This window comes from Bifidobacterium sp. LH_424, assembly GCF_056356895.1.
In genome coordinates this window covers 126,327-152,008 of the sequence record NZ_JBKEVC010000004.1, presented here as the reverse complement: position 1 = coordinate 152,008, position 25,682 = coordinate 126,327, and the positions used below count along the sequence as shown (strand labels likewise).

Sequence of the window (25,682 nt, the reverse complement as noted above, 5' to 3'; positions counted from 1 at the left end):
GAGTCGTGCCGCGGATCGGCGGCGAAGCGGACGGAAGGCGAGGAACACGCATGGTGGATACGCGGGAGACGATGGACAACGTGGCGCGCAAGGACGCGGGACTGCCGTACCACTACGACGACCCGGCCATCATGGACGGACAGCTCGCATGGCAGGACAAGCTGTGGGAGTACAACCAGACCAAACCCACCGAACAGGACCGCCGCGCCGAACTGCTCAAAGACATGTGCGCCGAGGTCGGCGAAGGCGCGCACATCGAGACTCCATTGCACGCGAACAACGGATGCCGACGCGTGCACCTCGGCAGGGGCATCTACATCAACGCGTTCATGAGCATGGTCGACGACGCGGAGATATGGATCGGCGACTACGCGATGTTCGGACCGTCCGTCACCATCGCCACCGCGGGACACCCGATCCTGCCGATTCTGCGCGAACACCACTACACGTACGCGCTGCCGGTGCATATCGGACGCAACGTGTGGGTCGGCTCCAACGTGAGCATCCTGCCGGGCGTCACCATCGGCGAGAACAGCGCGATCGGCGCCGGCTCGGTCGTCACGCATGACATCCCCGCGAACGTGGTCGCCGTGGGCGTGCCATGCAAGGTGGTGCGCCCGATCGGCGAACACGACCGCGAATACTACTGGCACGACCGTCGCCTCGACGTGACCGAGTGAGGAGAGGACGATGAACGAGCTCGACAAATGCATGGCGGGGGAGATCTACGACTGCCACGATCCGATATTCCTCGACTACAAGAACACCGCGCGACGGCTGCTCGCCGAATACAACCGGCTGCCCTACGACGCGAAGGAACGCAAACGCGAGATCCTCGAATCGCTGTTCGGCTCGATCGGCGCGAACGTGTCCGTCGGCCTGCCGTTCATCTGCGACTACGGGCGCAACATCCGCATCGGCGACAACGTGTCCGTCAACATGAACTGCACGTTCGTCGACTGCAACACGATCGACATCGGATCGGACACGCTCATCGCGTCGAACGTGCAGCTGTACACGGCCACGCATCCGGTGGAGCTCGCGGACCGGCTCGCGGAAGGCTGGAAGCCAGGCGACGCGCACTACCGGTGGAACACGTACGCCAGGCCGATCCGCATCGGGCGCGGCTGCTGGCTGGGAGGCGGCGTCATCGTGCTGCCGGGCGTCACCATCGGCGACGGCACGGTGATCGGCGCCGGATCGGTCGTCACGCGCGACATCCCCGCGAACGTGGTCGCCGTCGGCAACCCGTGCCGTGTGCTGCGGCCGATCAACGGGAACGGGGCCGATCGGGCCGATCCGCATCGGAGCGCAGTCTGACGAGACGACGGGCCAACGATTCGATGACGAACACGGCGGGCAGCTGGCTGGTCGCGTTGTAGCCGCCGTTGACGCGCTCCGGCGCGAGACCGGCGGCGAACGACCAGTCGCACATCCCCGCCAGCGTGCTGCCGGGCGTGTTCGTCAACGCGAGGAGCCTCGCGCCGCGCGAGGCGAAGCCCTCCGCCGTCTCCAGCAGCTTCGGCGTCTCGCCGCTCTCCGACACGGCGACGACCGCCATGCCCGGTCGGGCGAACGTCCCGGACGGATAGAACGCGTCCGTCAACCCGATGGCGAACAGGCCGAGATTCGCGAACAGGCGCGCGCCGTAGTCGGCGATCGTGCCCGACGACCCCTCGCCGATGAAGACGATCGGGTCGGCCTTCTCCAGCAGCGACGTCGCCTCGCCGAGCATCGCCTCGAACGCGGGGGAGTCGGCGCGGGAGAAGAACAACGACAACTCGCCCAGATCGGCCTGCGGGACGGGACCCTGCTCCGGACGTTCGGCGGCGTCGCGCGCGGCCCGTCTGAACGCGTCGAACCCATCGAATCCCATCCGCGCGTACCAGCGCATCACCGTGGACGGCGAGACATAGGTGGCGGCGGCCAGCTCGCGCACGGACATGTACGCCGCGGCCTCCGGATGCGCGGAGACGAACCGGCAGATCGCGAGCTCGGTGCGGTTGCAGCGTTCCAGCTGCTCGAAGGTGAACATGGTTACGTACTGTAGCGCGCATGGCGTGCGACCGATCCGCCGCACGCCCGCGCAAGGTGAACGGAAGGTGACGCGCGGGGGACGGCTTGTGCGGCGTGCGTCGGAGAAATGGTCTATAGTCGGATAGGTCACGTTAGTGGCCACCTTGTCCGTTTCACACACGAAAGGTGAGCCGTGTCAACTGAACAGGAACCGGCGGAGACGCCGATGCTCGGCAAGAGCGTCATCTCGCTCGACGATCTCTCCATCCCCCAGATCACCGATCTGCTGCACAAGGCGCAGTACATCGACGCGCATCGCAGGGAGGTGGCGCACACCTGCGACGGCAGGGTGCTGGCCACGCTCTTCTACGAGCCCTCCACCCGCACGCGTCTGAGCTTCGAGACCGCGATGCTGCGTCTCGGCGGCAAGGTGATCGGCTTCGCCGGCGCGCAGCTCGCCTCCGTCTCCAAGGGCGAATCCATCGCCGACACCCTGAAGACCGTGTCTAACTACGTCGACGTGGTCGCGATCCGCCATCCGAAGGAAGGCGCGGCGCTCGTCGCCTCCCGCGCCGCCTCCGTGCCCGTCATCAACGCGGGCGACGGCGGCCACATGCACCCCACGCAGACGCTCGCCGACCTCGCCACGCTCCAGTCGCGCTTCGGCCGCGTCACCGACCTGACCGTCGGCCTGTGCGGCGACCTCATGTTCGGCCGCACCGTGCACTCGCTCATCGAGACGCTGTGCCGCTTCGGCAACGTTCGCTTCGTGCTCATCAGCCCCGACGAGCTCAAGACCCCGCAGTACGTGCTCGACCGCATCGACGCCACCCCGTCCTGCTCCTACGTGGAGGTCAAGGACCTGGTCTCCGTGATCGGCGACCTCGACGTGCTGTACATGACCCGCGTGCAGCAGGAGCGCTTCTTCAACGAGGACGACTACCTGCGTCTTCGCGACACGTACATCCTCGACGAGGACAAGCTCGCCCACGCCAAGAAGGACATGGCCGTGCTGCATCCGCTGCCGCGCATCAACGAGATCGCCGTCGAGGTCGACGACGACCCGCGCGCCGCCTACTTCGAGCAGGTGAAGAACGGCATGCTCATGCGCATGGCGCTCGAGAGCACGGTGATGGGCGACGAGCTGCCCGGCTACGAACCGTTCGAGAACAAGGAGGTCCAGGCCTGATGGAGGTCACCAGCATCCAAAACGGCATCATCATCGACCACGTGCCCGCCGGCACCGCGCTGAAGGTGCTCGACTACCTGAAGATTAACCCGGCGAAGACCAAGCTCGCCCTCATCATGAACACCGACAGCCACCTGTATGGCCGCAAGGACATCATCAAGATCGAGGACGAGGACGGCAAGAAGGGTCCGTCCATCGACCTCGACGTGCTCGGCCTCGTCGCGCGCACCGCGACCGTCGGCATCGTGCGCGGCGGCAGGATCGTCGAGAAGAAGACGCCCACGCTGCCCGAACACGTGGTGAACATCCTCACCTGCCGCAACCCGCGCTGCGTGACCACCACCGAACGCGGCATCGACCAGATGTTCCACCTGACGCACTCCGAGCGCCAGGAGTACCGCTGCGACTACTGCGACGAGGAAGCGAAACTGTAAGGAGCCGATATGCCGACGCTGCGCAACATCAAGGTGTGGAACACCGACGAGATCATCGACGTGAAGGTGCCGCTCGCCGCGGGATCCGTCCTGGAAGGGGAGCGCTCCGGCGCGGCCGGGTTCGAGCGACTCGAGATCGACGCCACCGGGCTCACGCTCGCGCCCGGATTCGCCGACCCGCACGTGCACTTCCGCGACCCCGGCCAGACCTACAAGGAGTCGATGGTCACCGGTTGCGCCGCGTCGGCCTCCGGCGGATACACCGACGTCCTCATCATGCCGAACACCGTGCCCGCGATGGACGGCGAGACGATTGTCGGCCGGGACGCCCCCGGCGCCGACGAGGTGCTGTCCTCCGGCAGGAACGACGTCATCGACTTCCTGCAGCACTACTCGGCGGACCATGGCGTGACGCTGCCCGTGCGCTATGACCTGTGCGTGTGCGCCTCCAAGGGCCGCGCCGGCCGCGAGGCCACCGAATTCGAACATTGGCGCCGCCACATGCCGGGCGTCGGCGACGAGACCAAGGACGCCGACCAGCTCGCGCATCCGGTCACCGCGATCAGCGACGACGGCTCGGCTGTCACCCCGGAGACGCTTGATGCGGTGTTCGCGCTCGCCAAGGAGTCCGGCCTGCCGCTCATCGAGCACTGCGAGCACCACGACACGGGCGCGGTGAACGAGGGTCCCGTCTCGCGCAAGCTCGGCGTGCCCGGCATCCCCGAGGACACCGAGCTCAGAATCGTCTCGCGCGACATCGCCAAGGCGCGCGAGACCGGCGTGCACGTGCACTTCCAGCACGTGAGCACCGCCGGCAGCTTCGAGGCGATCCGCGCCGCCAAGGCCGAGGGTCTGCCGGTCACCTGCGAGACCGCGCCCCACTACCTCTCCCTGAGCGACGAGGCGCTGCTCACGTACGGCACGCTCGCCAAGATGAACCCGCCGCTGCGCTCGGAGGAGGACCGCAAGGCCACGTGCGAGGCCGTCGCCGACGGCACCGTCGACCTGCTCGCCACCGACCATGCGCCGCACACCATGGCGGAGAAGGGGCTCGGCTTCCTCGACGCCCCCAACGGCATCATCGGCCTCGAATGCGCGTACGGCGTGTGCCACAAGACCCTCGTCGACGGCGGATACATCTCCGACGAACGCCTCATCGAACTGATGAGCGTCGAACCGATGCGTCTCATGGGCCATGAGGCCACCGACGTGACCGCGCTGCTCGACCGCGAGACCGACGCCTCGCGCGAACCGGACGCCAGGCGCGTGCTCGACTTGGGCGCGGTGAAGGACACGACCGGCATCGGCCTCGTCGTGCTCGACACGTCCCAGGACTGGACCGTCGACCCGGAGGCCTTCCACTCCAAGGCGCGCAACACCCCGTTCGGCGGATGGAAGGTGACCGGACGTCCGCTCGCCACCATCATCGGCGGCGAGATGGTGTTCAGCCGACTGTGACGGGCTTTCCGACAACCACCCCCAGTCACTGCGTGACGGCCCCCGCCAGCGGGGGCCGGGGTGAACGATAAGGACTTCAACGAAAGGAAACGCATGGACCGCTTGATCGACGCCATCGAGGCGACGCAGAACCCGAGCGTCGTCGGACTCGACCCCACCGAGGCGCTCGTGCCGCCGCAGGTGGTCGCGGGACTCGCCGAGGAGGTCAGGGATTCGGTGGACGACCCCGCCGAAGCGCCGGCCGTACAGCTCGCCAGCGCCTTCTACGAGTTCAACCGCACCATCATCGACGCCGTCGCCGGCATCGTCCCCGCCGTCAAGCCGCAGATCGCCATGTACGAGGCGCTCGGCCCCGCCGGCGTCGACGTGTACACGATGACCTGCGACTACGCGGCCAGCCGCGGCCTGTACGTGCTCGCCGACGCCAAGCGCGGCGACATCGGCTCCACGGCCGCCGCCTACGCGCACATGCTCACCGGCGTGGACGGCTTCGACCCATGGAAGGTCGACGCCGTCACCGTCAACCCGTACCTCGGCACCGACGGCATCACCCCGTTCGTCGACGCCGCCAAGGAAAGCGACAAGGACCTGTTCGTGCTCGTGCGCACCTCCAACCCCTCGTCCAGCGAGCTGCAGATGCTTGACCTCGCCGACGGATCGAAGGTGTACGAGCGTGTCGCCGACCTCGTCGAAGGCTGGGGCGCCGACTCGATCGGCACGCACGGCTACTCGCGCGTCGGCGCGGTCGTCGGCGCCACCCACCCCGAGGAGGGCAAGGCGCTGCGCAAGCGCATGCCGCACACGTTCTTCCTCGTGCCCGGCTACGGCGCCCAGGGCGGCACCGCCGCCGACGTGCGCGGCATGTTCGACGCGGACGGCTCCGGCGCCATCGTCAACTCGTCGCGCGGCATCATCGGCGCATGGAAGAAGGACGGACGCTACAACCCGTCCATGTCCGCCGACGACGCGCTCGCGCTCGTCGACGAGACGGCGCGCGACGCGGCCATCCGCATGCGCGACGACCTGCGCGCCGTGCTGTAGCCCCCGGATCCGCAACACCGAAACAGACCGACCACCGACCAACGTAAGGAGCACCATGAGCGCCACCTTCACTCCGACCTATGACGTGGTGAACGAGGCCGTCGCCGCGGGATTCTTCCCGCCGCGCCATCCCGTCGACGTCACCGACGTCACCGAACCCGCGCCGGGCGTCGTCCGGCTGACCTTCCGCGACCCGTACATCGCCGAGCACGCACGCCCCGCGCAGTTCGTGAACATCTTCACCGACGACCCGATGATGCCGATGCCGCGCCCGTTCGGCGTGAGCGAGACGCATGACGACGAGGTGAGCGTCATCTTCGCCGTCGTCGGCAAGGGCACCGCCGGATTCGCACAGCTCAAGGCCGGCGACACGATCCAGGTGCTCGGCCCCCTGGGACGCCCGTTCCATACGAAGACGGCCGCCCACTACGTGCTCGTCGCCGGCGGCCTCGGCGTGCCACCGCTCATCTACACGGCGCAGCGTCTCGCCGACGACCCAGCGACGCGCACCACCGCCGTGTTCGGCTACCGCAACGAGCATTTCGCCGACAAGTTCGTCGAGCCGTACGCCGATACCACCGTGAGCATCGACGAGTCGGAAGGCAACGTCATCACCCTGCTCGACCGGCTCGAAGCCGACGGCGGACTCACCGTCGACGGACTCGACACGGTGATCCTGTCTTGCGGACCGCTGCCGATGATGAAGGCCGTCGCCGCATGGGCCGCGGAACGCGACCTCGCCTGCCAGTTGAGCATGGAGCAGCGCATGGGCTGCGGCTACGGCACCTGCGTGCTGTGCACCGTGGACACCGTGGACGGACGACTCAAGGTGTGCGCCGACGGACCGGTGTTCACCCGCGAACAGCTCGGATGGGGGAAGTGAACATGACCGACGCGAAGCACACGGACCACATCAACCTGTATGAGGCCCACGAGTGGAAGCACTCCACCCAAGTGGCGGGCGTCACCTGGAAGAACCCGGTCGGCACCGCCTCCGGCACCTTCCAGTACGCGGCCGTGCGTTGGTTCTACGACGTGAGCCAGCTGGGAGCCGTTTCCACCAAGGGCTGCTCGCCCGTACCGTGGGAGGGCAACCCGTCGCCGCGCACCGCCGAGGGCCCCGCCTCCAACATCAACGCGGTCGGCCTGCAGAACCCGGGCGTCGACCATTATCTCGAGGACGACCTGCCCAAGCTCAAGAAGGCGGGCGCCACCGTCGTGGCCAACGTGGCCGGACATTGCGACGACGACTATGCGGCCGTCGTCGCCAAGCTCGCCGACTCCGACGCCGACATGCTCGAGATCAACGTGAGCTGCCCGAACGTGACGCACGGCGGCATGAGCGTCGGCACCGATCCGGTCGCGCTCGCCAAGCTCATGGACCGTCTGCGCCCGATGACCGACAAGCCGATGATTATCAAGCTCACGCCGAACGTGACCGACATCACCGTGCCGGCGCGCGCCGCCGTCGAACACGGCGCCGACGCGCTGAGCATGATCAACACGCTGCTCGGCATGCGCATCGACATCCGCACCGGCGAGCCGATTATCGCGAACACGACCGGCGGCGTGTCCGGTCCGGCCGTGCTGCCGATGGGCCTGGTCGCCGTCTACCGCACGCGCACCGTGCTGCCTGACATCCCGATCATCGGCATCGGCGGCATCGACTCCGGCGAGAAGGCGCTCGAATACCTGTATGCGGGCGCGAACGCCGTCGAGGTGGGCGCGGCCGCCCTGTTCGACCCGGTCGCGCCGCTGCGCGTGGCCCGCGAGCTCGACGACCTGCTCGACGACCGTCCCGAACTTGCCGCCAAGCTCGCCGCCGGCGAGACCTGGCGCTGAGCGGCATTGGCCGATTCCGCAACGAAGGAAGGAAAAGACATGACCGACAACGCATCGCTCGACATCCGATTCACGCAGTTCCTGCTTGAATCCAAGGCGCTCAAGTTCGGCGACTTCACGCTGAAGTCCGGACGCAAGTCCCCGTACTTCATCAACGCGGGCGCGTTCGACGACGGCCGCAAGATCGCCACGCTCGGCGCGTTCTACGCCGAGAAGATCGCCGCCGAAATCGAGGCCGGCAACCTGCCGAAGGACATCGACACCGTGTTCGGACCGGCGTACAAGGGCATCCCGCTGGGCGTGTCCACCGCGATCGCCCTCACCTCCGCCCACGGCATGGAGGTCGGCTACACGTTCGACCGCAAGGAGAAGAAGGACCACGGCGACGGCGGCATGATGGTCGGCACCCAGCTGAAGGACGGCATGAAGGTGCTGCTCGTCGACGACGTGATGACCGCCGGCACCGCCGTGCGCGAGGTCATCCCGAAGCTCAAGGCCGAGGCGGACGTCGAGGTCGTGGGCCTCGTGCTGTCCGTCGACCGCATGGAGAAGACCAAGGACTCCGACCTGTCCGCGGTGAAGGCCGTCGAGACCGAGTTCGGCTTCCCGGTGTTCGCCATCGCGAACGTGCGCGAGATCTTCGAGGCGGGACGTTCGATCCTCACCGATTCCGGCGAGCCGTATGTGACCGACGCCATCAAGGCCGCGGCCGACGCGTATCTCGAACAGTACGGCGCGTGACGTTCGGGATATCGAATCGGTGAGGCTCCTGCCGCCCGTGACACCGGGCGGCAGGAGCCTCATTCGTTGCGCGAGACACCCCCTCAGTCCGCTTCGCGGACAGCTCCCCCTCAAGGGGGAGCTGGGAGATGAACGGTCGGAGGGTGAACGGTCACCAGGTGCCGATGGGGGCGGCGGTGGCGTCGAGGACCTGGAGAAGATCGGTGGGGGAGACGCCGACGGAGAAGCCGCGCTTGCCTCCCGAGACGAGGATCGTGTCGAATTGCAGGGCGCTTTCGTCGAGCACCGTCTTGTGATGCGTCTTCTGGCCGAGCGGGGAGATGCCGCCGACGACGTAGCCGGATTCGCGCATCGCGACCTTCGGGTCGGCCATCGCGGCCTTCTTCGCGCCCACCGCGGCGGCGAGGGCCTTGAGATCCATGTGGCCGGACACCGGCACGACGCCCACGACGCGTTCCGAACCCGTGTCCGCCATCAGCGTCTTGAACACCTGATGCTCGTCGAATCCGAGCTTCTTGGCGGCCTCCACACCGTAGCCGTCGTCCATGTGGTCGTTCGAGTGTTCGTATTCGTAGGGCGTGAACGCGACGCCCGCCTTCTCCAACTGCACGGTGGCCGGCGTGGAACCGGCGCCTTTCTCATGCTTCTTTTTCTTCGCCATGGCTCCCATGATACGAAGAAACCCCCGCCGGAAGGGCGGGGGTTTCATTCACCTTATATCAGCGGTGAAGCGATGCGGACGGATCCGCGTGGGCTCACTCGGAGATTTCGGCGAAGTACAGCAGGGTACGGATCATGTTGGAGGTGAAGCCGTACTCGTTGTCGTAGAAGGAGACCGTGCGGGCCAGGGTCACGCCGTCGATGGTGTTGACGTCGGTCTGGGTCGGGTCGAAGACGCCACCGTGGGTGTCGCCGAGGATGTCGGAGGAGACGATGCCCTCATCGTTGTAGCCGTAGTAGTCCGTGTCGGAGAAGGCGGCCTTGAAGGCGGCGTTGATCTCGTCGGCGGTGGTCTCGGTGTTGAGGACGGTGGTCAGCTCGGTGACGGAGCCGTCCGGGACCTGCACGCGCTGGGCGTGGCCCTGCAGCTTGCCGTTGACGGACGGGACGACCTTGCCGATGGCCTTGGCGGCGCCGGTGGAGTGGGCGATCGTGTTGATTCCGGCGGCGCGCAGGTTGCGGCCGGACTTGGTGCCACGCGGGCCGTCCAGCAGCATCTGGGTGCCGGTGTAGGCGTGGATGGTGGTCATGAAGCCGGCCTTGATGCCGAACTTCTCGTCCAGCAGCTTGACCATGGCGGCCATGGAGTTGGTGGTGCAGGAGCCGGCGGACACGATGTTGTCGGAGGCCTTGAGGATGTCGTGGTTCACGCCGAACACGACGGTCGGGGTGACGTCGTCCTTGGCCGGGGCGGAGATCAGGACCTTCTTGGCGCCGGCGTTCAGGTGGGCCTGGGACTTCTCGGCGGAGGTGTAGAAGCCGGTGCACTCGAGCACGAACTCGACGCCGTCGTTCTTGACCCACGGAATGTTGTTGGCGTCCTTCTCGGCGTAGACCTTGTATTCCTTGCCGTCGACGACGATGGAGTCCTCGGTGGCCTTCACGTCGACCGGCGTGCCGTCGTCGTGACGGAAGGTGCCGTGGGTGGAATCGTACTTCAGCAGGTAGGCCAGCGTGGCCGGAGTGGTCAGATCGTTGATGGCGGCAACTTCGATGTCGCCGGCCTGGCCGCCGCGAGCCTGGAGCTCGAAGATGCGACGGAAGGCGAGACGACCGATGCGACCGAAGCCGTTGATACCAATCTTAACTGTCATGTAATTCTCCCTTGTAGGGTGACGCCGGCACGCTGGGCACGCCGGAGCCATTGTTTACCAACATCGACCACTCTAGTGCGTCGTCTGTACGAAACGCAACGTCTTCCATCGTGTTTCAGCCGAAAATCCCGAAAATTCCGTGAGCGTTCACATGAGTGGTATCAGGGCGGCCGGACGCCGGCGGCGAAAGCACGGCGCGGGCGTCGTCAGCCCCGCAGCAGCGGCGAGACGCGCGTGTCCAGCGCGCCCAGATCGCCGCCGAACGGATGCCGCCGCGTCACGCGCGGCATCGGCGCCTCGGCGGGGAAGGTGACGACGAGCGTGCCCTCGCGCACGCCCACCGAGGCGGGCACGCCCGGACGGAACTCGTTGCTCACGCCCTGCACCGCGTCGGACGTGAGCGTGCCGTCGAGCATCTCGTATTTGAGTCCCGGCTCGTCCACGCCCCGCGAGACGTCGGAATGCGAGAACACCGACACCATGCGCCCGGCCGCCACGTCGTTCGCCGGGAAGTCGAGCCGCGCGTCGCAGATCGCCGTCACGACCGTGCCGTCGCCGTGCAGGAACCCGATGCCGCCATGATGCGCGACGAGCGCCATCAGCCGGATCGCGGAGAGCGTATGGTCGATGCGCCCGCCCAGCGCGCCGTACACGTGGAACGTGCGGCAGCCGCGCGACCACGCCACCTTCAACGCGCTCAGCAGATCCGGATCGTCCTTGAGCGGCGGCAGCGCGATCGTGCCCGCACCGGCCGCGGGGCGATCGCCTTCGAGCGAATCGAAATCGCCGACCACCACGTCCGGCGTCACGCCGGCCCCGCGCGCATGGTCGAGCCCGCCGTCCGCCGCGACGACGAACGCGCCGTCCGGCACGACGATCGGACGATAGTCCGGCGAGGCGTAATATTCGCCCGCCGCGAACACGACGCACACGCGTCCCTCGATATCCGCACACATACCGGTCCAGTGTACGCGAGACGCGTTAGTGTTCGTCCCATGGCAGTGAAAACAGCGGCGAGCGAGCGGCCGATCCTCAGATCCAAGACGTTCCTGTACGTCACCGAGTTCTTCTCCGGCATGGCCGTGATGGCCGCCGAGCTCGGCGCGTCGCGCCTGCTCGCGCCCTACTTCTCCAGCTCGCAGATCGTGTGGACCATCATCATCGGCACCATCATGATCGCGCTCGCCCTGGGCGCCGTGTTCGGCGGCAGGTGGGCCGACCGCGACCCGGATCCGGACAAGCTGTACCTGCGCATCATGGCCGCCGCCGTGTGGATCTCGCTCATCCCGCTCGTCGGCAAATACGTGGTCCTCCTCGTCTCCGGGCTGCTCATCGTGACCGTCTCCACGAACTTCCTCGTCATCGCCGCGTTCGCCAGCTGCATGGTCGTCTTCGTGCCGCCGCTGTTCCTGCTCGGCACCGTCACCGCCGGACTCAACAAGTTCGCCACCGACTCGCTCGACGACAACGCGTCCGTCGTGGGGCGTCTGTCCGCATGCAACACGATCGGTTCGATCCTCGGCACGTTCCTGCCCACGTTCGTCACCATTCCCGCCGTCGGCACGTTCGTCACGTTCCTCGTCTTCTCCGGACTGCTGCTCGCCATCCCGATCGTCTACTTCGTCTCGATGCGGGCGAGACGCGTCGCCTGCGCCGTCTCGGCCGTCGTGTTCGCCGTCTCCGCCGTGCTCTCGCCGATGAGCGGATTCGCGTTCTGGGAGGACTCCTCGACGCTCGCCTACGAGGGCGAGTCCATCTACAACTACCTGCAGGTGAAGAACCTGCCCGACCGGACCATCCTGTCCACCAACGTGCTGTTCGGCGTGCAGTCCGTCACGATGAAGGACCGGGGGCTCACGGGCATGTACTACGACACCGCCCTCGCCGCGCCCGCGCTCGCCGACCACGCGCGCTCCGCGCTCGTCCTCGGCATGGGCACCGGCACCTACGCGCGGCAGCTGAGGCGTTACTATCCGAAGATAAAGGTGCAGGGCGTCGAGATCGACGCGAAGATCACGCGCCTGGCCGGCGAATACTTCGACGAGCCGGACGACGTGCCCGTCGCCACCTACGACGGACGCGCGTGGCTCGCCGCGTCCCGGGAGCGGTACGACGTGATCATGGTCGACGCGTACCAGGACATCACCATCCCGTTCCAGATGAGCTCCGACGAGTTCTTCACGATGGTCAGGAACCATCTCAATCCCGGCGGCGTGATGGTCGTCAACATGAACATGGTCTCCGACGGACGCGGCTCCATCAACGAGGCGCTCCAGACCACCATCGCCAACGTGTTCGACGGTGCGTGCCGCATCGGCACGACCTACACGGCCGACGTGCCCGGCACCACCAACCGCGAGCTGTTCGCCAAGGCGCCCACCGCCGCCGAACTGAAACGCTACGACGGATGCAGCGACTCGTGGCGGCGCACCGGCGGCATCGCCACCGTCCCCGAACCGGTCGGCAGCGGCATGCGCGACGACGTGAAGGCGACGGCGCTCCGTGCCGCGGCATGGGAGCGCACGCACGACGGCGCGCTCGCCGCGTACATGAGCGAGGTCGCCTCGCGCATGACGCCGGTGCGCGACCCGTCGACCGGCTCCGGCGACCGGTCGCTGATCCTCACCGACGACCACGCGCCCGTCGAACTGCTCGGCATGCGGGCGATCGACAACATCATCGCCGAACAGGCGGGGCCGTACCGCGACATCCTGAGGAAGGAGGGCGTCGGCGGACTGCTGCGCGAGATGCGGTGAGGCGTCCCCGTCCGCCCGCGACACGCAGGGCGGCGATGTCCGGGGGTGTGGTAGACTCTCCATTTGGCTTGAGAAATCAAGAAAGCGGGGCAACCCCACCTGGAAGCCTTTCACGGCCTCGGGTCCACGGCAATGGCCGGCGCATCCTCGGGTGATGCGCGAGCGACGTCAGGAACGTCCGATGTGATGCAACGCGTGTGTATGCGATGCCATGTCGTCATGCCATGGAATCGAGACGGTATGAGGTCTTACGGATGGGCTCCGCTACGGAAATCAGAGGATTGGAGTCATCATCAGCGACGAACCACGCATTAACGACGAGATTCGCGTCTCGCAGGTGCGCCTGATCGGCCCGAACGGCGAACAGGTGGGAGTCATCGCGACCTCGGTCGCCCTCAACCTGGCGAAGGAAGCGAACCTCGATCTCGTCGAGGTGGCGCCCAACGCGAAGCCTCCGGTCGCCAAGCTCATCGATTACGGCAAGTTCAAGTACAACGAGAAGATCAAGGCCCGCGAGGCCCGCCGCAATCAGAACACGGCCGAGATCAAGGAGATCCGCTTCCGCCTCAAGATCGACGACCACGACTTCGACGTGAAGAAGGGCCATGTGGTCCGCTTCCTCAACGGCGGAGACAAGGTCAAGGTCACCATCATGCTGCGCGGCCGTGAGCAGTCCCGCCCGATCGGCGGCGTGGAACTGCTGCAGCGTCTCGCCGCCGAGGTGGAGGAGTACGGCACCGTCGAGTCCAAGCCCAAGCAGGAGGGCCGCAACATCATCATGACGCTTGCGCCCAAGGGCAAGAAGGTGCACACCCAGTCCGAGCAGCGACGCCGCGGCGCCGAATCCCGCGCCGAGCGCCAGGCCCGACAGGCCGCGCGTCTCGCCGCCAAGCAGGAGGCGCAGGCGCAGGCCGCCGCGGAGGCGAAGGCCTCGGTCTCCGCCACGACTTCCAAGAAGCACACCAACAAGGAGGGCAGCAATGCCGAAGATGAAAACTAATTCCGCCGCTTCCAAGCGCGTCCGCCGCACCGGCACCGGCAAGCTGATGGCGGCCGGCAGCGCCATGCGCCACAACCTCGAGCACAAGTCCGCCCGCCAGCGCCGCGCGCTGAAGGCCGACGAGGTTCTGCCCACGCCGCAGACCAAGAAGCTCAACCGCCTCCTGGGCGCCCGCTGAGCCTGACCAGAGACAAGACCTGCAAACTTCAGAAAGCTGAGGAAATAGAAATATGGCACGTGTCAAGCGCGCAGTGAACGCCCACAAGAAGCGTCGCGTCGTTCTCGAGAGGGCCTCCGGCTACCGCGGCCAGCGCTCCCGTCTGTACCGCAAGGCCAAGGAGCAGCTGCTCCACTCCTTCAACTACAACTTCCGCGACCGCAAGGCCCGCAAGGGTGACTTCCGCAAGCTGTGGATCCAGCGCATCAACGCCGCCGTCCGCGCCGAGGGCATTACCTACAACCGCTTCATCCAGGGCCTGCACCTCGCCGGCATCGAGCTGGATCGTCGCGCCCTCGCCGAGCTCGCCATCTCCGACGCCGACGCCTTCAAGGCCATCGTCGAGGCCGCCAAGGCCGCCCTTCCGGAGGACGTGAACGCCCCGAAGGCCGCCTGATTCCGCTGACGCGAATCCTGATCGAAGACCCCGCACGCGCGGGGTCTTCGTGTTTGTGACGGGATGCCGCACGGCATCGCCGATATGATCGGACGATACGGGGGTACGGGAGGAGCATCGTGACCGACGGAAACGACGGATTCGGAAGGCTGCTGGAGCAGTTCTCCGCGCATATCGACGTGGAACGCGGGCTCGCGAAGGCGACGGTCGCCGCATACTCGTCGGACCTTGCGCGCTACGTCGCGTTCCTGCGCTCGCGCGGCGTGACGGACCTGCGCGGCGTCACGCGGTACGACGTGGAGGACTTCGTCGCCGCATTGGACGCGGACGGCGAATCCGCGCGTTCGAAGGCGCGCCGTCTCGCCGCCGTGCACGAGCTCCACCGGTTCGCGCTCGGCCGGCATGAGGTCGGCGAGGACGTCTCCGCGGACGTGAAGGCGCCGAAGGGGACCTCCACGCTGCCGGACGTGCTCACCGTGGACGAGGTGGCGCGTCTGCTCGACGCGGTGCCGACCGCCGGCGACGACCCGGTCATGCTGCGCGACAAGGCGCTGCTCGAATTCATGTACGCGACCGGATGCCGCGTCTCCGAAGCGGTGGGCCTGAACCTCGACGACATCGACCTGGCGGACCAGCATGTGGCACGTCTCATGGGCAAAGGCTCCAAGCAGCGGCTCGTGCCGGTCGGCGGCTACGCGTGCACGGCGATGACGCGCTACCTCGACCTCGGCCGGCCCGCGTTGGAGGCGCGCGACCGTTCCGGCAGGCCCGAGAGACGGGCCGTGTTCCTCAACAAACGGGGGAGGCGTCTGTCGCGCCAATCCGTGTGGGAGGTCGTCAAGGCGTCCGGGGAGCGCGCGCACATCACGCGTCCGCTGCACCCGCACACGCTGCGCCACTCGTTCGCCACGCATCTCATCCAGGGCGGCGCGGACGTGCGCACCGTGCAGGAGCTGCTCGGCCACGCCTCCGTCACCACCACGCAGATCTACACCCACGTGAGTCCGGAGAACCTCATCGAGACGTATCTGACCGCGCATCCCCGCGCGCGATGAGCCGGATTGGCGCACCAATGATGATAAGGTAAACCATATGCCTACCGATATGCTTGGACGCGAGTATGAGACCTTTCCCGCCCCCGGACCGTTGCGGCAGCACGGCCCGGCGAGGGTCATCGCCATGTGCAACCAGAAGGGCGGCGTAGGCAAGACCACCAGCTCCATCTCCATCGCCGGCGCGCTGAGCCAGTACGGGCGCAAATGCCTCATCGTCGACTTCGACCCGCAGGGCGCCGCCACCGTGGGCCTCGGCATCAACGCGAACACCGTCGAGAAGACCATCTACAACGCGCTGTTCGACTTCCGCATGGACGTGCACGAGGTGGTGCGCCATACCGCCTTCGAGAACCTCGACATCATCCCGGCGAACATCGACCTGTCCGCCGCCGAGGTGCAGCTCGTCACCGAGGTGGGGCGCGAGCAGATCCTCGCCCAGGTGCTGAAGCCCCTGCGCGACGAATACGACGTGATCATCATCGACTGCCAGCCGTCGCTCGGCCTGCTCACCGTGAACGCGCTGACCGCCGCGGACGGCGTCATCATCCCGGTGGCCGCCGAGTTCTTCGCGCTGCGCGGCGTCGCCCTGCTCATGCAGTCCATCGAGAAGGTGCAGAGCCGCATCAACCCCTCGCTCAAGGTGTACGGCGTGCTCATCACGATGTTCACGCGCACCCTCCACTGCGAGGAGGTCATGCAGCGCATCTACGAGGCGTTCCAGGACAAGGTGTTCCACACCGTCATCTCCCGCTCCATCAAACTGCCCGACTCGACCGTGGCGGCCGCGCCGATCACGATCTTCGCGCCGCAGCACAAGACCAGCAAGGAGTATCGCGAGGTCGCCCGCGAACTCGTCGCCAACGGGGTCATCGCCTGAATGGACGATATGCGCACCACCGCGGCGGCGTCGGATCCGGCCGCGGCGGGGGAGCCGGCCGCGTCGTCGTCGCCCGCCGGTTTCACCGTGAACCTCGACGTGTACTCCGGCCCGTTCGACGTGCTGCTCGGCATGGTCGCCAACCGTCGGCTCGAACTGACCGAGGTGTCCCTCTCCGCGATCACCGAGGAGTTCCTCGCCTACGTGCGCGGGCTCGACTTCGCCGCGAACATGGACGAGGCGAGCTCGTTCCTCGACGTCGCGTCGATCCTCGTCGAGGCGAAGAGCGCGGCGCTGCTGCCCGCCGACCTGTCCGGCGAACGCGACGAGCTCGGCATGGAGGCGCTGCGCGAACGCGACCTGCTGTTCGCCAGACTCCTGCAGTACCGGGCGTTCAAACAGGCGGCCGGTGACTTCCGCACGCGTATCGCCGCGAACGCGGGTCGGTTCCCGCATCCCGGGGAATTGGACGAGTCGGTCACGGCCATGCTGCCCGAACTCGTATGGACGGTCGGCGCCGACGACCTCGCATCGATCGCCGCACGCGTGTTCGCCGACATGCCGGCGACGACGGTGAGCACGCGCCAGCTGCACGTGCCGTTGGTCGACCTGGAGGCGCAGGCCGCGCTCGTCCGGGACAGGCTGCGCGCGTTGGGCGAGGACGGCTCGATGACCTTCGCCGAACTCGTAGCCGATGCGGACGGGCGCGCGGAGGTCGTGGGACGTTTTCTCGCCGTTCTCATGTTCTTCAAACAGGGTTCCGTGCAGTTCCGTCAGGCCGGACCATATGAGGCGCTTCATCTGAGATGGATGCCGGACCAGCCCTCGTTCGCGGACGAGGGTACGGACGGCGCCGTGGTGCTCAAGGACGTGGATGCCGTATCAATCGACGAAAGGGATTTCGCATGAACGTGGAGGAGTTTCCAGGCGGATTGAAGGCGTGCCTGGAGGCGATGCTCATGGTCGCCGACGAGCCGTTGACGCCGGCCGATGCGGCGCGCGTGCTCGGCGTGGACGAGGAGACGGTGAACGACGCGTTGGAACGTCTGCGAGACGCCTACGAAGTGGCGGAACGGGGGTTCGAACTGCGCCGCACCGCACGAGGATGGCGGTTCGCGAGCCGCGCCGTGTACGAGCCGGTCGTCTCCGCGTTCGTGACCGACGGCCAGACCGCGCGCCTCGGTCAGGCCGCGTTGGAGGCGCTCGCCGTGATCGCCTACCGGCAGCCGGTCACGCGTGCGCAGATCTCCGCGATTCGCGGCGTCAACTCGGATGGTGTGATTCGCTCGCTCATCGTGCGCGGACTGGTACGCAGCCAGGGGGTCGATGCCGAATCCCGGGCCACGTTGCTCGTCACCACCGACCTGTTCCTCGAGAAGATGGGGTTCGATTCGCTCGACGACCTGCCCGAGCTCGCCCCGTTCCTGCCTGATTCGGTCGGCGAGGTCACCGCCGACGCCAGCGGCATCCACCTGTAGCACTACTTATAGTCGGTTTGACTATAAGTAGTGCTATGCTGATGCACCGTCAACGAAAACCATAATCGGACGGAAGTGGACGATGGGCATCGGCAATGTCTCCGAACGACGGCTCGCGCCGCCGCAGGTCGGCGTATCCGTCGTGATCCTGGCCCTGGGCGAGGATTCGACGGGGCGCAGTCGCCTGTGGCTGCCGCTCGTGCGACGCGTGCGTCAGCCGTTCCTCGGAGCATGGGCGTTGCCCGGCGGCGGTCTGACCGCCAACCGGTCACTCGAACAGTCGGCATACGCCGCGCTCGAATCGACCACCACGCTGCACCCGCGGTATCTGGAACAGCTGTACACGTTCGGCGACCTCGGCCGATCCCATGGGGGATTGCCGATGGTGTCCATTGTCTACTGGGCGCTCGTCGGCACCGCGGAGGCGAAGGACTTCGTCGAAGCCGACAACGTCCGCTGGTTCCCCGAGAACGACCTGCCCGAGCTCGCCTTCGACCACAAGGCGATCATCGATTACGCGCTATGGCGGTTGCGCACCAGGATCGCCTACCCGGATGTGGCCGCGCGCCTCGTCGGCGAGACGTTCACGCTCAGCCAACTGCACGACGTCGTCGAGGCCGTTACCGGAGAACCGGTCGACCTCGCCAACTTCCGCCGCCGCATCCTCGCCTCCGGCGAGCTCGAAGACACCGGCGTCAAGCAACGCGTCGGCAATCACCGGCCAGCCGCCGTCTACCGGTACGTGGCCGCCGCCTCCACGTCATGGAATCCGTATGACTGGCTGAAGGCCGACGAAGGCCGCACGGACGGTGAACACCCGGACACGACCGGTACGATCCCCGGACCTGATCCGCCGCCCGCCTCCGTGGATGACGATCCGATGTCCGCGCTCGCGCGTTGAGACGGATTCCGCCCTCCTTCTTTTCCGCAATCATCACCTCCGCTTTCGAACCCCGACGCAAACCGCGCGCCCGGGGAGGCGAAGCATACCCAAAAAAGGAACGAACATGACCGCAACATTCACCGCGCCCTCCGTCGACGAGATCATCGCGCGTCTCGGCGCGCAAAGCACCTGCGACGCGGGACTCACCCTCGACCCGTGGCACTTCGACACCACCCGCCCCAGCTACGGCCCCGGCGCCTCCATGCTTGACCGCCTGCCGAAGAACGCGCCTCGCCAACAGGTGCTGCCCGATGAGTACCGCAACGCCTCCGACGAGGAGCTCCAGCAGCGCATCCGCGACGCGAAGCGCCGCCTCGGCTCCAAGCTGCTCATCCTTGGCCACTTCTACCAGCGCGACGAGATCATCGAGCACGCCGACTTCGTCGGCGACTCCTTCCAACTCGCCAAAAACGCGACCGAACGCCCCGACGCCGACCACATCGTGTTCTGCGGCGTGCACTTCATGGCCGAGACCGCCGACATCCTCTCCACGCCCGAACAGACAGTGACCCTGCCGAACCTGTCCGCCGGATGCTCGATGGCCGACATGGCCAACATCGACCAGGTCGAGGAGGCGTGGGAGCAGCTCGGCGAGATCTGCGGCACCAAGCCGGACGTCGACGGCCTGCAGCCGATCGTCCCCGTCACCTACATGAACTCGTCCGCCGCCCTGAAAGCGTTCTGCGGCCGTCACGGCGGCATCGTATGCACCTCGTCCAACGCGCACGCCGTGCTCGAATGGGCGTTCGCCCGCGGCCGCCGCGTCCTGTTCTTCCCCGACCAGCATCTCGGACGCAACACGGCGCGCGCCATGGGCGTCCCGCTGAGCGAGATGCCCCTGTGGGACCCGTTCAAGGCGCAGGGCGGCGCGGCCGACCCCGCCGACTACGCGAACGCGAGGATGATCCTGTGGAAGGGCTTCTGCTCCGTGCACCAGCGTTTCACCGTCGAGCAGATCGAACGCGCCCGTAAAGCGTACCCGGGCGTCAAGGTCATCGTGCATCCCGAATGCTCGATGCAGGTCGTCGACGCCGCCGACGGCACCGGCTCCACCGCGTACATCGTCAAGGAGATCGAGAACGCGCCCGCCGGCTCCGCCATCGCCGTCGGCACCGAGATCAACCTCGTCAACCGCCTCGCCGCCCAGCACCCCGACAAGACCGTGTTCTGCCTCGACCCGGTCGTCTGCCCCTGCTCCACCATGTATCGCATCCACCCCGCCTACCTCGCATGGGCCCTGGAGAACCTCGAGAAGGGCAACGTCGTCAACCGCATCACCGTGGACGAAGGCACCGCCCGCGAGGCCAAGGTCGCGCTCGAACGCATGCTGCGCGTCCACCCGTGAACGACACGCAAGAATCAAGGCAACCGCAATGAACGACACCGACATCATCGTCATCGGCGCGGGCGTGGCCGGACTGTCCGCCGCGCTCGCCGTGGCGGGCGAAGACCATGACGTGACGCTCGTCACCAAGACCGAACTCGTCGAATCGAACACCTACCACGCCCAGGGCGGTATCGCCGCGGCCATCTTCGCCGACGACGACCCGAAACTGCACGCCGCCGACACCATCGCAGCCGGACACGGCTTGTGCGACCCGAAGGCCGTCGACATCCTCACGCGCGAAGGCGCCGACCGCGTACGCGAATTCGCCGCAGCCGGCGTGCGCTTCGACCGCGACGCGCACGGCCGCATGCTGCGCGGGCTCGAGGCCGCGCACTCGCGCGCCCGCGTCGTGCACGCCGGGGGAGACGCCACCGGACGCATCCTCGAACTCGACGTGTCCGCCATGGTGCGTGCGAACCCGCGCATCCACATCGTCGAACACGCGTTCCTCAAAGACCTCGTCGTGCGTGACGGCCGCATCGCCGGCGTCCGACTGCTCGAGGACGGGCGGGACGTCACCCTGCCCTCCGGTCGAGTGATTCTCGCCACCGGCGGCGCGGGACGCATGTACCCGTACACCACGAACCCGATCGTCGCCACCGCCGACGGACTCGCCGCCGCATGGCGCGCGGGAGCACAGGTCGCCGACCTCGAGTTCTACCAGTTCCATCCCACGGCGATGGCCGTCGGCGAGCATTTCCTCGTCTCCGAAGCCGTGCGCGGCGAAGGCGCCATCCTGCTCGACGAACACGGGCGCCGCTACATGAAGGACGTGGACCCACGCGCCGAACTCGCGCCGCGCGACGTCGTCGCCCGCGAGAACTTCCGCGTCATGCAGGCCCAGGGCGGCAGGCCCGTCATGCTCGACGTCTCCCCGATGCGCGCCGAACACCCCGACCTCGCCGCGTTCCTCGCCAAACGCTTCCCGACCATCGACGCGTACACGCGCTCGCTCGGCTACGACTGGAGCAAGGAGCCCATCCCCGTCGCTCCGGCCGCGCACTACTACATGGGCGGCATCCGCACCGACCTCGACGCGCGCGCCTCCATCCCCGGACTCTACGCGGCCGGCGAATGCGCGCGCACCGGCGTCATGGGCTCGAACCGACTCGCCTCCAACTCGCTGCTCGAAGGACTCGTCTACGGCCGCCGCGCCGGACTCGCCGCCGTGCACGACACGGACGACGCGACGTGGGACCCGCAGCCGCTGCTCGACTCCGCGACCGGCGAGGTCTTCGACGAGCCGCCGGTCGCGCTCGCCGCGCCCGCCGCCGGCCCCGACATCGACACCGACGACCGCGCGGACGCCGGGGACGCATGGGACCGCACGCGCATCCAGAACACGATGTGGCATGGCGTCGGCGTGCTGCGCGACGCCAGCGGACTCACGCACGCCGTCGACGAGCTCGGCGCCGGACTCGCCGCGGCGGACGCGCACGCGGCGACGGCCCCGACCGCCGGCGATGCCGACGTGACCGCGCTCGAGAACCGCGACATGCTCACCGTCGGATACGTGGCCGCGACCGCCGCACTCGCCCGCACCGAATCGCGCGGCGCGCACGCCCGCACCGACTTCCCCGAACCCCGCGACGAGTGGGCGCACTCCGTCGCCTACGTCAGGCGATAAGCCGATAAGCGATAAGGAGCCTCATGCTCACGCAACAGACCATCCACGCCGCCGTCGAAGCGGCGCTCGCCGAGGACGCACCCTATGGTGACGTGACCTGCGAGACCACCATCCCCGCCGACGAGACCGGTGCCGCCCGGCTCGTCGCACGCGAGGAGGGCGTGATGAGCGGCATCGACGTGTTCGCCGCCGCCTTCACCACGCTCGACCCGACCGTGACTGTCGAACCCGCCATCCGCGACGGCGAGAGCTTTAAGGCCGGGCAGGCGCTCGCCGTCGTCTCCGGCTCCGTGCGCAGCCTCCTGACCGCGGAACGCGTCGCCTTGAACTTCACGCAGCGCATGAGCGGCATCGCCACGATGACCGCTTCATTCGTCGCCGCCGTGGACGCGATCTACGAGGATGGATACATGGGATCCGGCGGGACGGACGCCGGGGTGACCCGTCCACGCCGCTACGCGCGCACGCGCATCGTCGACACACGCAAGACCACGCCCGGACTGCGACCGTTCGAGAAACACGCGGTCGTCTGCGGCGGTGGGCACAACCATCGCTACGGTCTGTCCGACGCGGTCATGCTCAAGGACAACCATCTCGCCGCGCTCGCCGCCCGCGGCATCGACCTCGCCGGCGCGATCCGTCACGTGCGCGAACAGGTGGGGCACACCACGCACATCGAGGTGGAGGTCGACCGGCCCGACCAGATTCCCGCCGTGCTGGACGGCGGTGCCGACACCATCATGCTCGACAACTTCACGCTCGACGACACGCGCCGCGGCGTCGAGGCGATCGACGGGCGCGCCATCGTCGAGGCGAGCGGCAACATGACGCTCGAACGCGTCGCCGCCGTCGCCGCCACCGGCGTGGACGTGATCTCCGTCGGCGCGCTCACCCACTCCGTGCGTTCCATCGACCTCGGACTGGACTGGCTGCGATGAACGGGACGGAACAGATGGACGGCGGTGCCGCGACACGGGAACCCGGTGAACTCTACCTCGACGCGGCCGCCACCGAACCGGTCGGCCCGGACGTCATCGCCGCGATGACCCCGTTCCTCACCGACGCATACGCGAACCCGGCAAGCGTGCACCAGCCCGGCAAGACCGCCGCCCGCGCCCTCGACGCGGCCCGCGCCTCCTTCGCCGCCGGCCTCGGCGCCAAACCGGACGATGTGATCTTCACATCCGGCGGCACCGAATCCGACAACCTCGCCGTCAAAGGCATCGCCATGGCGAGGATGGGACGGCTGGGAGAGCACCCGCGCATCGTCATCTCATCAATCGAGCATCCGGCCGTCTCCGCGTCCGCCGACTGGCTCGCACGCTGGTTCGGCTTCGACGTCGTGCGCATCCCCGTCGACCACGAGGCCCACTTCGACCTCGACGCGCTCGGACGGGCGCTCGACGGCGAGGCGGGGAGACGGACCGCGCTCGTCAGCGTCATGCTCGCCAACAACGAGGTCGGCACCGTCGAACCCGTGGAGAAGATCGTGGCGATCGCACACGCGCACGACGTGCCCGTGCACGTCGACGCCGTGCAGGCCGCAGGACTCATCCCCATCCGCATGCGCGACTGGGACGTGGACGCGCTGAGCGTCTCCGGGCACAAGTTCGGCGCGCCCAAAGGACTCGGCGCGCTGCTCGTGCGCGGGCGCACCCCCATCGAACCGGTGCTCTCCGGCGGCGGACAGGAACGCGGTCTGCGCTCCGGCACGCAGAACGTGGCCGGCGCGGTCGCGCTCGCCATCGCCTTGGATTCGTCGAACCGGCGCATGGCCGCCCGTTATCGGGAGCTCGTCGCCTCGCGGGACATGCTCATCGACGCGGTGCGGCGGGTCGTGCCGCGGGCCGAACTCACCGGAGACCCGGAACGACGGTTGCCCGGGCATGCGTCGTTCATTTTCCCCGGCGTGACCGGCGAGGCGCTGCTCGTCGACCTGGACGCGCGCGGCATCGCCGCCTCGTCCGGCTCCGCATGTGCGATCGGACGGCATGAGATTCCCGCCACGCTGCTCGCCATGGGATTCGAGCCCTCCGTCGCGAAGACCGCGCTGCGCATGACGTTCCGTGAACCGCTCACCCGCGAGGAGGTCGAACGGATCTCGCTCGCGTTGGAGGAATCGTACACGGAGCTCACCCGGCGGTGACGCCCGGCACGTGCGGTTGTACAGTAGGGGCCATGGCGACGGTGCGGGAGCGGCAACCGGTGCTCGCCGTCCGCCGGCGAGGAGGTCTCCATGGGCAATGTGATCGATGATCTGCGGACGCGGTTCGTCACGTTCGACGAGGATCCGTTCAACGAGGTGGACAGTCTGGTGCTCTCGCAGCTGTCGTATGCGCGCATGCCCGGCAACGTGCCGCGATGGGACGGCGGCGATGCCGATGACGCCGGTGGCGATGATGCCGATAGCGCGGCCATCCCCATGGTTCCTGTCCGTGACCTGCTGCGCGCGGAACGCTATGACGCCATGTTCGGGCGCGTATGGTCGCCGCAGTTGAACGTCGACCTGTTGCGGGCCATGTGCGAGAACCCGCGTTGGCGGGCGTTGCGCGTAGGCGCGTATGTGGATGAGTTCGATGCGGCATCCACCAAACAGTTCTCGGCGTGCGTGTTCGACGTGGGCGACGGCGCGCTCTACGTCGCATTTCGCGGCACCGACAGTTCGATCGTCGGCTGGAAAGAGGACTTCACGATGGCGTTCCGCCGGCCGGTCGCCTCGCAATCCGCGGCCGTGCGGTATCTCGCCGACGTGGCTTGCCGGTGGGACGGCCCGCTGATGGTGGGAGGGCATTCCAAGGGCGGCAACCTCGCGGTGTATGCGGCCGCCTCGATGCCGGACGACGTCGCGTCGCGCGTCACGGCCGTGTACTCGCATGACGGCCCGGGGTTCGACGAGGCGTTTCTGGAATCGCCGGAATACCGGCGCATATCGGCCAAGGTGCACAAGTCCGTGCCGGAATCGTCGGTCATCGGCATGCTGTTCGAACAGCGTGAGCAAGCCGCGGCGGGCTATGAGGTGGTGACGAGCGACGGGCTCGGCATCATGCAGCACTTCGCCTTGAACTGGCAGGTGAGGGACGGCCGGTTCGTGCACGCGGACGGCCTTACGGGCGGGGCTCGCTACGCGGCCCGCACGCTGAACGACTGGATGGCGCGGTACGACGACGAACGGCGGCGGCTGTTCATCGAAGGTCTGTTCGCCATCCTCGAGGCGGGCGGATACCCTACGTTCGGTGAGCTCACCGCGCATTGGGCGCAATCGTTGCCGGCGATGCTCGTGGCGGCCCGCGGCATCGACGCCGGGGACCGCGGGGTGATGGTCGAAGTGCTCAAAGGGTTCGCGGCGACCGCGGCCACGTCGGTCATCCCCGGAGGCGATCGACGGGAGTAGGGTGGGGAACACGTATTGC

General features: G+C 67.5%; 27 protein-coding genes. 23 read left to right on the top strand and 4 right to left on the bottom strand.

Annotation, left to right across the window (positions count from 1 at the left end):
- Positions 1–50: 50 nt before the first annotated feature.
- Positions 51–680 carry a sugar O-acetyltransferase gene (locus AC1AYP_RS05595; RefSeq protein ID WP_476502318.1) on the top strand — a complete coding sequence of 210 codons (630 nt, stop codon included), beginning with the start codon at positions 51–53 and terminating at the stop codon, positions 678–680.
- Positions 681–690: 10 nt separating this feature from the next.
- Positions 691–1,320 (top strand): sugar O-acetyltransferase, encoded by a 630-nt coding sequence (locus AC1AYP_RS05590; protein WP_476502319.1) that lies wholly within the window; start codon positions 691–693, stop codon positions 1,318–1,320.
- Here AC1AYP_RS05590 and AC1AYP_RS05585 read toward each other — a convergent pair.
- A complete protein-coding gene (locus tag AC1AYP_RS05585) occupies positions 1,271–2,035 on the bottom strand; it encodes a MurR/RpiR family transcriptional regulator (protein ID WP_476502320.1) in 765 nt (254 codons plus the stop codon). The two genes, AC1AYP_RS05590 and AC1AYP_RS05585, sit on opposite strands and share 50 nt — an antisense overlap.
- A gap of 207 nt (positions 2,036–2,242) precedes the next feature.
- Here AC1AYP_RS05585 and pyrB point away from each other — a divergent pair, with 207 nt between their 5' ends.
- The 7 genes from pyrB (at position 2,243) to pyrE (ending at position 8,721) form a co-directional block, all read left to right on the top strand.
- Positions 2,243–3,205 carry an aspartate carbamoyltransferase gene (gene pyrB, locus AC1AYP_RS05580; protein WP_476502416.1) on the top strand — a complete coding sequence of 321 codons (963 nt, stop codon included), beginning with the start codon at positions 2,243–2,245 and terminating at the stop codon, positions 3,203–3,205.
- Complete coding sequence (locus AC1AYP_RS05575; protein WP_476502321.1) at positions 3,205–3,639, top strand: aspartate carbamoyltransferase regulatory subunit; 435 nt, start codon at positions 3,205–3,207, stop codon at positions 3,637–3,639. The genes pyrB and AC1AYP_RS05575 overlap by 1 nt, the downstream gene beginning before the upstream one ends.
- Positions 3,640–3,648: 9 nt before the next feature.
- Entirely contained in the window at positions 3,649–5,097 is a 1,449-nt protein-coding gene (locus tag AC1AYP_RS05570; protein WP_476502322.1) for a dihydroorotase, read from the top strand.
- A gap of 93 nt (positions 5,098–5,190) precedes the next feature.
- Positions 5,191–6,138: an orotidine-5'-phosphate decarboxylase gene (pyrF, locus tag AC1AYP_RS05565; RefSeq protein WP_476502323.1), complete on the top strand. Its 948-nt coding sequence runs from the start codon at positions 5,191–5,193 to the stop codon at positions 6,136–6,138.
- Positions 6,139–6,193: 55 nt separating this feature from the next.
- Entirely contained in the window at positions 6,194–7,021 is an 828-nt protein-coding gene (locus AC1AYP_RS05560) for a dihydroorotate dehydrogenase electron transfer subunit (protein WP_476544924.1), read from the top strand.
- Positions 7,009–7,980 (top strand): dihydroorotate dehydrogenase, encoded by a 972-nt coding sequence (locus tag AC1AYP_RS05555; protein ID WP_476502325.1) that lies wholly within the window; start codon positions 7,009–7,011, stop codon positions 7,978–7,980. The genes AC1AYP_RS05560 and AC1AYP_RS05555 overlap by 13 nt, the downstream gene beginning before the upstream one ends.
- Before the next feature lie 39 nt (positions 7,981–8,019).
- On the top strand, positions 8,020–8,721 hold the full coding sequence (pyrE, locus tag AC1AYP_RS05550; protein ID WP_476502326.1) for an orotate phosphoribosyltransferase: 702 nt from the start codon (positions 8,020–8,022) through the stop codon (positions 8,719–8,721).
- Positions 8,722–8,872: 151 nt separating this feature from the next.
- On the opposite strand, the gene ybaK is transcribed toward pyrE, so the two are convergent.
- The 3 genes from ybaK to AC1AYP_RS05535 all read right to left on the bottom strand — a co-directional run bounded on the left by ybaK (position 8,873) and on the right by AC1AYP_RS05535 (position 11,491).
- Positions 8,873–9,382, bottom strand: coding sequence for a Cys-tRNA(Pro) deacylase (gene ybaK, locus AC1AYP_RS05545; RefSeq protein WP_476502327.1), 510 nt, complete (start codon positions 9,380–9,382; stop codon positions 8,873–8,875).
- 94 nt (positions 9,383–9,476) lie between these two features.
- Positions 9,477–10,535: a type I glyceraldehyde-3-phosphate dehydrogenase gene (gap, locus tag AC1AYP_RS05540; RefSeq protein WP_034526007.1), complete on the bottom strand. Its 1,059-nt coding sequence runs from the start codon at positions 10,533–10,535 to the stop codon at positions 9,477–9,479.
- A gap of 206 nt (positions 10,536–10,741) precedes the next feature.
- A complete protein-coding gene (locus tag AC1AYP_RS05535; RefSeq protein ID WP_476547076.1) occupies positions 10,742–11,491 on the bottom strand; it encodes a thiamine diphosphokinase in 750 nt (249 codons plus the stop codon).
- Positions 11,492–11,530: 39 nt separating this feature from the next.
- On the opposite strand from AC1AYP_RS05535, the gene AC1AYP_RS05530 reads away from it, so the two are divergent.
- From AC1AYP_RS05530 to AC1AYP_RS05465, 14 genes are all read left to right on the top strand, one after another.
- Complete coding sequence (locus tag AC1AYP_RS05530) at positions 11,531–13,291, top strand: spermidine synthase (protein WP_476547074.1); 1,761 nt, start codon at positions 11,531–11,533, stop codon at positions 13,289–13,291.
- Between the two features lie 280 nt (positions 13,292–13,571).
- Positions 13,572–14,291 carry a translation initiation factor IF-3 gene (infC, locus tag AC1AYP_RS05525; protein WP_034526013.1) on the top strand — a complete coding sequence of 240 codons (720 nt, stop codon included), beginning with the start codon at positions 13,572–13,574 and terminating at the stop codon, positions 14,289–14,291.
- On the top strand, positions 14,272–14,469 hold the full coding sequence (gene rpmI, locus AC1AYP_RS05520; protein ID WP_034526016.1) for a 50S ribosomal protein L35: 198 nt from the start codon (positions 14,272–14,274) through the stop codon (positions 14,467–14,469). Before infC ends, rpmI begins: the two co-directional genes overlap by 20 nt.
- Positions 14,470–14,521: 52 nt before the next feature.
- On the top strand, positions 14,522–14,905 hold the full coding sequence (gene rplT / locus AC1AYP_RS05515; RefSeq protein WP_476502331.1) for a 50S ribosomal protein L20: 384 nt from the start codon (positions 14,522–14,524) through the stop codon (positions 14,903–14,905).
- A 119-nt stretch (positions 14,906–15,024) separates the two neighbouring features.
- Positions 15,025–15,960 (top strand): site-specific tyrosine recombinase XerD, encoded by a 936-nt coding sequence (gene xerD, locus AC1AYP_RS05510; protein ID WP_476544920.1) that lies wholly within the window; start codon positions 15,025–15,027, stop codon positions 15,958–15,960.
- A gap of 37 nt (positions 15,961–15,997) precedes the next feature.
- Positions 15,998–16,837 carry a ParA family protein gene (locus tag AC1AYP_RS05505; RefSeq protein ID WP_476502333.1) on the top strand — a complete coding sequence of 280 codons (840 nt, stop codon included), beginning with the start codon at positions 15,998–16,000 and terminating at the stop codon, positions 16,835–16,837.
- Positions 16,838–16,846: 9 nt separating this feature from the next.
- Entirely contained in the window at positions 16,847–17,746 is a 900-nt protein-coding gene (locus AC1AYP_RS05500; RefSeq protein WP_476547072.1) for a segregation and condensation protein A, read from the top strand.
- Positions 17,743–18,315, top strand: a complete 573-nt coding sequence (scpB, locus tag AC1AYP_RS05495; protein WP_101622699.1) for an SMC-Scp complex subunit ScpB — start codon at positions 17,743–17,745, stop codon at positions 18,313–18,315. Before AC1AYP_RS05500 ends, scpB begins: the two co-directional genes overlap by 4 nt.
- Positions 18,316–18,397: 82 nt before the next feature.
- Complete coding sequence (locus tag AC1AYP_RS05490) at positions 18,398–19,216, top strand: NUDIX hydrolase (RefSeq protein ID WP_165784922.1); 819 nt, start codon at positions 18,398–18,400, stop codon at positions 19,214–19,216.
- Positions 19,217–19,322: 106 nt separating this feature from the next.
- A complete protein-coding gene (nadA, locus tag AC1AYP_RS05485; protein ID WP_476512192.1) occupies positions 19,323–20,603 on the top strand; it encodes a quinolinate synthase NadA in 1,281 nt (426 codons plus the stop codon).
- Between the two features lie 28 nt (positions 20,604–20,631).
- Positions 20,632–22,272 (top strand): L-aspartate oxidase, encoded by a 1,641-nt coding sequence (gene nadB, locus AC1AYP_RS05480; protein WP_476544916.1) that lies wholly within the window; start codon positions 20,632–20,634, stop codon positions 22,270–22,272.
- Positions 22,273–22,295: 23 nt separating this feature from the next.
- Positions 22,296–23,210, top strand: a complete 915-nt coding sequence (locus AC1AYP_RS05475; RefSeq protein WP_101622702.1) for a nicotinate-nucleotide diphosphorylase — start codon at positions 22,296–22,298, stop codon at positions 23,208–23,210.
- 14 nt (positions 23,211–23,224) lie between these two features.
- A complete protein-coding gene (locus AC1AYP_RS05470; protein WP_101622703.1) occupies positions 23,225–24,418 on the top strand; it encodes a cysteine desulfurase family protein in 1,194 nt (397 codons plus the stop codon).
- A 90-nt stretch (positions 24,419–24,508) separates the two neighbouring features.
- A complete protein-coding gene (locus tag AC1AYP_RS05465; RefSeq protein ID WP_101622704.1) occupies positions 24,509–25,663 on the top strand; it encodes a DUF2974 domain-containing protein in 1,155 nt (384 codons plus the stop codon).
- The last annotated feature ends 19 nt before the right edge of the window (positions 25,664–25,682 follow it).